This is a genomic window from Dactylosporangium sp. NPDC005555, from assembly GCF_040605635.1.
Taxonomy (GTDB): Bacteria; Actinomycetota; Actinomycetes; order Mycobacteriales; family Micromonosporaceae; genus Dactylosporangium.
This window is the reverse complement of the sequence record NZ_JBEXDG010000011.1, coordinates 213,464-220,764: the sequence shown is the minus strand read 5'-3', so window position 1 is coordinate 220,764 and position 7,301 is coordinate 213,464. Positions and strand designations below refer to the sequence as shown.

Below are 7,301 nucleotides of genomic sequence, written 5' to 3'. Positions count from 1 at the left end.
GCACCGTCCTACGCTCCCACCACCCCGACACCATCACCCAAGAAATCTGGGCCTACCTCTGCATCTACCAAACCCTCTGCCGCCTCGCCGCCACCACCGCCCACCACGCCGGCATCGACCCCGACCGGATCTCCTTCACCGTCACCCTCCGCGAATACCGCCGAACCCTCACCAACCCCACCGACCACCCACCCCACCAACTCCACACCCGCATCCTCGAACAAACCCTCCCCAACCGCCGCAACCGCATCAGCGACCGCACCACCAAACAACCCGGCCGCAAACAACGAAACTGGACAGCAACCTTCACAGTCACCATCCAGCCCCATCCATCACCCTGAACGCTTAACTCACCGGCATTGCGCCCTGGCGGCAAGAAGTCTTCCGGATCATGACTTTCCGCGGAGGCGCCAGATCGTGGTGCGCATCGTGCACTGGTCCTCGAGCTTGACGCGGACCGGGACCTCGTATGTGGCGAGCGCCTCGAACAGTCGCGTGGGCAGGTAGCCGCGGCCCGGGTCGCCGACGAGGACCTCGGCGCCGCTGCGGCGCAGGAAGCCCAGCACGCGCTCGGCGACCGGCCCGCTGTAGAAGATGTCGCCGGCGACGATGACCTCGGCGTCGACCGGGACCGACGAGGTCACGATGTCCACGCCGTTGGCCCGGGCGTTGCGGGCGCACGCGGCGAGGGCTTCGGGGTCGGTGTCCACGGCGGTGACGGTGCAGGCGCCCGCACGGGCAGCGGCGATCCCGACCAGCCCCGACCCCGCGCCCAGGTCCATGACGCTGCGGCCGGCCACGTACAGCGGCTGATCCAGCAGAAAACGACCCAGGGCCATGCCGCCCGGCCACGCGAAGGACCAGAACGGCGGTGGGACGTCGCTGCGATAGTCGCCACCGGTGGCGTCGAACAGGCCGGCGTCCTCGTCGGCCAGGTCCAGCGTGAGCTCGGGCAGCAGCGGCAGCGTCATGCGGACACCGGGAACCGGTGGATGTTGGACTCGACCCAGGTCCGCAGGTGGGCCAGGGGCGCGCAGGCATCCCGGCCGAGCGGGGTCAGCGCATACTCCACCCGCAGCGGCACCTCGGCGAACACCTTGCGGGTGATCAACCCGTGCTCCTCCAACTTGCGCAGGGTGACGGTCAGGACCTTCGGACTGATGCCCTGCAGCCGGGTCCGTAGGCTACCGAAACGCTGCGGCCCGTCCTCCAGGGCACCGAGGGCGAGCGCGCTCCACTTGTTGGCGAGCAGGTCAAGCATGTCACGGCACGGGCAGCACGCGGCGTAGACGTCGTCGGGCACGGCGCCAACAGTACCCAATGGAAACTCATCACCCTTGCGGGTAACTAGGGCGTCCTGAGTAGCGTCGCCCGTATGAGCTCTTCGGACAGCATGCCGGCCGTGATCAGCACGTCGCACGGCCTGAAGGACACCGAACTGCCGGTGCCGACTCCGGGTGCGCGGGATCTGCTGGTACGAGTGAAGGCCGTGTCCATCAATCCGGTGGATCACAAGGTCCGCCGCGGCGGCGGGGACAAGGTGCTCGGCTGGGACGCGGCCGGAGTGGTCGTGGCGACCGGCGACGAGGTGACCCTGTTCGCGCCGGGTGACGAGGTGTACTACGCGGGCAGCATCGACCGCCCCGGCACCAACTCCCGGCTGCACCTGGTCGACGAGCGGATCGTGGGCCGCAAACCGGCGACGCTGGACTTCGCCGCCGCGGCGGCCCTGCCGCTGACGACGATCACCGCCTGGGAGACGCTGTTCGACCGGTTCCGGCTTTCCTCGCAGTCCAGGGGCACGTTGCTGGTGCTCGGCGCCGCCGGCGGGGTCGGCTCGATGGTGATCCAGCTGGCGAGGGCACTGACAGGCCTGACGGTGATCGGCTCGGCGTCACGTGACGAGTCCCGCAAGTGGGCCCTGGACCTCGGCGCGCACGACGTCGTGGACCACCACGACCTTCCTTCAGGCGTTGACTACATCTTCTCGCCGAGCACGGCGGGGCGGATCGAACGGTTCGCGGAGATCCTCCGCCCGGGCGGCGCGATCACCGCGATCGACGAGCCGGAGGGGCTCGACCTGCTGCCGCTCAAGGCGAAGAGCATCACCTTCCACTGGGAGCTGATGTTCACCCGGCCGCTGTTCCAGACCCCGGACATGATCGCCCAGCACGAGCTGCTCGACCGGGTCTCCTCACTGATCGACGAGGGCACGGTCCGCTCCACACTGACCACCCGCCTGTCCCCCATCGATGCGGCAACGCTCACACGCGCTCACGAAATGGTTGAATCCGGACATATGGTTGGCAAGGTGGTGGTTGAGGAGCGGCTAGAGTGATTGCTCGAAGTCTCCCCATCCCCCGTGGGAAGGACCGCCGTGGACTGGCCTCCGTTCCTTGAGTTCAGCGTGCCCACCGCGCTGGCCGTCTGGGTCGCCGTGGTGGCGGTGAGCCTGTGGCGCTCCCGCCCCCGCCTGCCCGAGCCCGGGCCGACGCGCACCGACCTGCCTGGGCAGGAGCCGCCGGCGGTGGTCAGCCTCATGGTCAACCGGTGGCGCTCCGACGAGGACGCGATCGACAGCACCCTGCTCGACCTGGCCGCGCGCGGCTTCCTGGAGCTTCGCGAGACCGGCGACGAGCCGGCCCAGACGACCGCCCGCCTGCGTAAGGGCGACGGTCGCAGCCTGACGCCGTACGAGCAGCAGATCCTGGACCGCGTGCACCGCCTGTCGGTCAACGGCGAGACCTCGCTGACCCGTCTGGCGTTCGACAGCTGGACCGAGGCCCGCCGGTGGCGGCGCACCTTCTACCGTGCCGTCGTGGACGAGGCGCGCGCCCGCGGCCTCTCCCGGCCGCGGGTGGCCTCGAAGATGCGGCGCGGCCTGCTGCTGGGCGCGATCGTGCCGGCCCTGCTGATGTTCGTGACCTGGTGGTGGGTCGACGGCGAGCTCAGCGCCAAGGTCCCCGACCAGGTCACCGGCGCCATCATCGGCGCCGCCGCGGTCTACCTGGCGCAGTATTTCGTGGTCGACTTCGGCTGGGCCGACCAGACCACGCCCGAGGGCATGGCCGCGACGGAGAGCTGGCTCGGCCTGCGCGAGCACCTCATGACCATCGAGGGCGTCGCCGACCTCGCTCCGGCCGACATCGCCTCATGGGGGCGTGAGATGGCATACGCCTCAGCGCTGGGCGTCCTCTCGGCGGACGAGGCCCTGGTCCGCTTAGCCCCTAGGACCCGCTCCCGCTGACGTTCCTTGCCGAGTCCCCTGACCGCCGAGTCCCCTGACGCGCCGGAGTCCCCCGACGTTTTCCTTGCCGCGTCCTGAGTCCCCCGACGTTCCTTGCCGCGTCCTGTTGGACCCGGACTTGCTGAGTCCTCCTGGACCCGGACTTGCTGCGTCCTGTTGGACCCGGCGCGGTCCCGCTCCTGGTGAGCGTTCGTTGCTGAAGACCTGCTGGCGCCGCCCCGTGACGGCCACCTGCTCATTGGCACGGTAGCAAACGCGAAAAAATTGATCTCTTAGTCGTGTTTTCGGCATCACCTTCCGTGGCAGCGTTCCGCGAGTCGTCGTGCCGCGCCGTTTGGCGATGGCGCGGCAGGTCGCGGGGGCGAAGTCAGCCGGTGTTGCCTCGCAGGAGCATGGTCAGGAACTCGGCGTTCGACTGGGTCTTCGACAGCCGGTCCAGCAGCTGCTCGGTCGCCCCGCCGTTGCTGGCCGACAGTGCCTTGCGCAGGCGCGACACGGCGAGCAGCTCGTCGGGGTGCAGGATGACGTCGTCGCGGCGGGTGCTGGAGGCGTCGACGTCGATCGCCGGGAAGACCCGCCGGTCGGCGAGCCTGCGGTCCAGCTTGAGCTCGGCATTGCCGGTGCCCTTGAACTCCTCGAAGATGACCGTGTCACCGGTCGAGCCGGTCTCCACCAGCGCGGAGGCGATGATGGTGAGCGAGCCGCCGTTCTCGATGTTGCGGGCGGCGCCGAGCAGGCGCTTCGGCGGGTAGAGCGCGTTGGCGTCGATGCCACCGGTCAGGATGCGGCCGGAGGCGGGGGCCGAGTTGTTGTACGCGCGGCCGAGCCGAGTGATCGAGTCGAGCAGCAGGACCACGTCGTGGCCCAGTTCGACGAGGCGCTTGGCGCGCTCGGTGGCGAGCTCCGCGATGCCGGTGTGCTCCGACGGCGGCCGGTCGAACGTCGAGGCGATGACCTCGCCCTGCACGGACCGCTGCATCTCGGTGACCTCTTCGGGCCGCTCGTCGATGAGCAGGACCATGAGGTGGACCTCGGGGTTGTTCTGCGCGATCGCGTTGGCGATCGACTGCAGGACCATCGTCTTGCCGGCCTTCGGCGGCGACACGATGAGCGCCCGCTGGCCCTTGCCGATCGGCATGACCAGGTCGATGAGCCGGTTGGTGAGCTGCTTCGGGCCGGTCTCCAGGCGGAGCCGCTCCTGTGGGAACAGGGCGGTCAGCTTGCTGAACTCCGGCCGGTTGCGGGCCCACTCGGGGTCGTTGCCGTGCACGGTGTCGAGACGGGTGAGGGTCGACCCGTTCGCGCTGCCGGTGATCGCGTCGCCCTGGCGCAGCCCGTACCGCCGGACCATCGCGGCAGGGATGGCGACGTCCTCGGGGCTCGGGCTGTAGCTCTCGACCCTGAGGATCATCTTGTCGCGGAAGACGTCGGCGATGCCGGAGACGTCCCGCGCCTCGCCCGACTCCGGGGGCTGAGGCTGGTTGCCGGGGCGACTGTGGTCCCGGTTGCGCTGCGCGGATCTGGTGCGGCGAGGCTTCGCCGGGTGATTCTGCTTGGCGTTTCGATCCAACACTTCGGTTGGGGCCATGGGCGTCCTCCTCGGGACTGGCGTTTGAGGTGGCTTGTGTCCCTGAGAACACTGGCCGAAACGCGTGTGACCTTGGCTTCCTACGTGAGGGCGTGACACGCGTTTGAGAAAGGTGGTCCCCGGGCGACAGACTGCCGACTTCCGCGGGACTGGCTTGACCGTAGCTCGTCAAGCCCGCCAGGGCAAGTATCTGTCCGTAGTCGACACGCTACCTTCCGGCAACCGGGCGGCGGACCGGGCCGCACCATCCCGGCGGAACTCTGGTTCGTGTCAGGAAGCACACGAGCTCGGGGGTTGACATGAACAGCACGTTCGACACAGTCCGCGCCGAAGCGCTCTTCGCTTCCGCCCTACAGGCCTCGCAGGAGCCGTCGGCCGTGCAGGTCCGCTCCGCGGTGACCTCGACGCTGCGCCGTTTCGGAGTCAAGGGCTGCGCCGCCCGGGTCGCCGGCGAGTTCGGTGAGTACCCGGAGACGTCCGCCGCGCGCATGAACTGGGCCCTGAACATGATCGACTCCGCCTACCAGGAGCTTGCCGCCCGCGAGTTCGCCTACGCGGGCTGACCTGCGACGCGTTTCCGATCTCCAGTTTGCGGTAAGACACCGGGTGTGGACCTGCGCCTGACCGTCGACCTGCCGCGAGATCTCGATCGCATGAACACCCTCCGGCACGTCCTGGACGGCGCGCTCGCCGGCTTGGGTGTCGACGAGCGGAAACGCACCGACATCGGCCTGATCGTCTCGGAGACGTGGGCCAACGTGATCACCCACGTTCGGGTGGGCGTCGCCTTTCAAGTCCGCGCTACGGTCGATGAGAAGGCTTGCGTGATCGAAGTCACGTCCCCGCCGGACGCTCCGGACGCGCAGCTGCCGTCGGAGCCCTCCCTCCAGGTCGTCTCGACCCTCGCCGACACCGTCGACGTCGGTGGCGATGGCCTCCTGCTGAGGGTGGTGAAGCATCTGTGACCGCATTCGCCGCTCTGGCCTCCCCCGGACCTGATGACGGCACGGTGACCGTGACCGCCACCGGTGAGCTCGACATGACGAGCGCCCCGACCCTTATCGAGTCCCTGCGCGACGCCATCCACGCGTACGCGCCCTCCCGGGTCGATCTCGACCTCTCCGGCGTGCCCTTCATGGACTCGACCGGCATCCAGGTGCTCGTCGCCGCGCAGTCCGACGTGGGTGGCGACCTGCGCATCACCGGCACCAGCCCTGCGGTGCACCGGCTGCTGCAGCTCACCGGGCTGCTCGAGACGTTCGGGCTAACCGTTTAGCAACCGAACCGGGAACATCTCGGCACCCGGCCAGGGGTTAGCTGGTCCACAGCAGGGAGCAACGAGCAGGAGGTCACATCATGGAGTCGACGTTCGAAGCGGTCCGCGCTGAAGCACTCTTCGCCTCCACGTTGCAGATGTCGCAAGGCCCCGAGGATGCCGAGGTGCGCGCCGCGGTGACGGTCACGCTGCGGCGGATCGGGGTGCAGGGTTGCGTCGCGCGGCTCGCCACCGAGTTCGGCGACCACCCGGAGACGGCAACGAAGCGGATGAGCTGGGCGCTGCGGACGATCCGGCACGCCTACGCGCAGTCGTGCACGCCCGAGGTCTTCGCCCGTCCCGCCGCGCTTGCGTGAAACCCGTCCCGCCGCTTGCGTGAAACTTGCTCGTTCAACCGCAAAGCCCCCGCCGGAAACTCCGGACGGGGGCTTGCATACTCCTTCGGCCGTGAAGCGGGTCTCGGCCTACGACTAAGGGTGTGTCAGACCGGACGGATGTTGTCGGCCTGCGGACCCTTCTGGCCCTGAGTGATCTCGAACTCGACCTTCTGACCCTCGGTCAGCTCGCGGTAGCCGGTGGCCTGGATCGCCGAGTAGTGCGCGAACACATCGGGTCCACCGTTGTCCTGCGAGATGAAGCCGTAGCCCTTCTCCGAGTTGAACCACTTCACCGTGCCTGATGCCACGTGTAACTCCTTAGCGACGACACCCCGACCCGCACCTCACGGATCAATGTTGAATCAGGTGCACGCCACGGGTGAGACGGTAGCTTGCGCGCTGCAAAAACGCAGCCCCGGTATCGGCATGCGGACCCGATCGACTACCGAATTGAAATGCACAACCATTCCTTTCATGCACAGAGCGTATTGATGGACTCCACAGTCAGTGATGGATGGCTCCGCTGCAACCTCGTAGGGAGCGCTCATCTCGCATTTGGCGCATCGCTCTAGTACAGTCGGCCTCGGTCACCTCGTCCGAACGGACGATTTAGGGCTCCCGTCCAGCAGCGGCGGGCAGGTCCTCCGGTTGACCTCGCAGGTCTTGCACCGGCACTCAAACAACGGGTGTCGAGAGCGATTCCCGACCGGCGCCGGCTTCAGTGCGCTCTGCGCCAGGCCAGGCACGGTGACGTAAACCCTTCCAGCACGGCTCTTATGACCGTGCCGTCACCGCCGTTCCGGTCAAACGCAC

Annotated in this window: 10 protein-coding genes and 1 pseudogene; 7 read left to right on the top strand and 4 right to left on the bottom strand. The window is 68.1% G+C overall.

What is annotated here, in order from left to right; genetic code table 11:
- Positions 1 to 341, top strand: a pseudogene (locus ABZS58_RS15805) (hypothetical protein); the annotation flags it as partial.
- 48 nt (positions 342 to 389) lie between these two features.
- On the opposite strand, the gene ABZS58_RS15800 reads toward ABZS58_RS15805, so the two are convergent.
- Both ABZS58_RS15800 and ABZS58_RS15795 read right to left on the bottom strand, forming a co-directional pair.
- On the bottom strand, positions 390 to 971 hold the full coding sequence (locus tag ABZS58_RS15800; protein WP_354781862.1) for a 50S ribosomal protein L11 methyltransferase: 582 nt from the start codon (positions 969 to 971) through the stop codon (positions 390 to 392).
- Positions 968 to 1,303, bottom strand: coding sequence for a helix-turn-helix domain-containing protein (locus tag ABZS58_RS15795; protein WP_354781860.1), 336 nt, complete (start codon positions 1,301 to 1,303; stop codon positions 968 to 970). The genes ABZS58_RS15800 and ABZS58_RS15795 overlap by 4 nt, the downstream gene beginning before the upstream one ends.
- 72 nt (positions 1,304 to 1,375) lie before the next feature.
- Between ABZS58_RS15795 and ABZS58_RS15790 the strand changes: the two genes are divergently transcribed.
- On the top strand, positions 1,376 to 2,338 hold the full coding sequence (locus ABZS58_RS15790; RefSeq protein ID WP_354781858.1) for a zinc-binding alcohol dehydrogenase family protein: 963 nt from the start codon (positions 1,376 to 1,378) through the stop codon (positions 2,336 to 2,338).
- A 39-nt stretch (positions 2,339 to 2,377) separates the two neighbouring features.
- The gene (locus ABZS58_RS15785; RefSeq protein WP_354781856.1) at positions 2,378 to 3,247 is read left to right on the top strand and encodes a hypothetical protein; all 870 of its coding nucleotides are present in this window, start codon (positions 2,378 to 2,380) and stop codon (positions 3,245 to 3,247) included.
- A gap of 367 nt (positions 3,248 to 3,614) precedes the next feature.
- Here ABZS58_RS15785 and rho read toward each other — a convergent pair whose 3' ends face one another.
- On the bottom strand, positions 3,615 to 4,835 hold the full coding sequence (gene rho, locus ABZS58_RS15780) for a transcription termination factor Rho (protein WP_354781854.1): 1,221 nt from the start codon (positions 4,833 to 4,835) through the stop codon (positions 3,615 to 3,617).
- Positions 4,836 to 5,134: 299 nt separating this feature from the next.
- Here rho and ABZS58_RS15775 point away from each other — a divergent pair, with 299 nt between their 5' ends.
- The 4 genes from ABZS58_RS15775 to ABZS58_RS15760 all read left to right on the top strand — a co-directional run bounded on the left by ABZS58_RS15775 (position 5,135) and on the right by ABZS58_RS15760 (position 6,467).
- A complete protein-coding gene (locus ABZS58_RS15775; RefSeq protein ID WP_354781852.1) occupies positions 5,135 to 5,398 on the top strand; it encodes a hypothetical protein in 264 nt (87 codons plus the stop codon).
- Between the two features lie 45 nt (positions 5,399 to 5,443).
- A complete protein-coding gene (locus ABZS58_RS15770) occupies positions 5,444 to 5,800 on the top strand; it encodes an ATP-binding protein (protein WP_354781850.1) in 357 nt (118 codons plus the stop codon).
- Entirely contained in the window at positions 5,797 to 6,111 is a 315-nt protein-coding gene (locus ABZS58_RS15765; RefSeq protein WP_354781848.1) for an STAS domain-containing protein, read from the top strand. Before ABZS58_RS15770 ends, ABZS58_RS15765 begins: the two co-directional genes overlap by 4 nt.
- A gap of 80 nt (positions 6,112 to 6,191) precedes the next feature.
- Positions 6,192 to 6,467 carry a hypothetical protein gene (locus tag ABZS58_RS15760; protein ID WP_354781846.1) on the top strand — a complete coding sequence of 92 codons (276 nt, stop codon included), beginning with the start codon at positions 6,192 to 6,194 and terminating at the stop codon, positions 6,465 to 6,467.
- Positions 6,468 to 6,592: 125 nt separating this feature from the next.
- Here ABZS58_RS15760 and ABZS58_RS15755 read toward each other — a convergent pair whose 3' ends face one another.
- Positions 6,593 to 6,796 (bottom strand): cold-shock protein, encoded by a 204-nt coding sequence (locus tag ABZS58_RS15755; RefSeq protein ID WP_033363591.1) that lies wholly within the window; start codon positions 6,794 to 6,796, stop codon positions 6,593 to 6,595.
- Between the last annotated feature and the right edge of the window lie 505 nt (positions 6,797 to 7,301).

What these genes read in the sequence shown, in the direction of transcription:
- rho (WP_354781854.1), bottom strand. Translation starts at nt 4,835, where the DNA reads ATGGCCCCAACCGAAGTGTTGGATCGAAACGCCAAGCAGAATCACCCG.
- ABZS58_RS15775 (WP_354781852.1), top strand. Translation starts at nt 5,135, where the DNA reads ATGAACAGCACGTTCGACACAGTCCGCGCCGAAGCGCTCTTCGCTTCC.
- ABZS58_RS15790 (WP_354781858.1), top strand. Translation starts at nt 1,376, where the DNA reads ATGAGCTCTTCGGACAGCATGCCGGCCGTGATCAGCACGTCGCACGGC.
- ABZS58_RS15760 (WP_354781846.1), top strand. Translation starts at nt 6,192, where the DNA reads ATGGAGTCGACGTTCGAAGCGGTCCGCGCTGAAGCACTCTTCGCCTCC.
- ABZS58_RS15800 (WP_354781862.1), bottom strand. Translation starts at nt 971, where the DNA reads ATGACGCTGCCGCTGCTGCCCGAGCTCACGCTGGACCTGGCCGACGAG.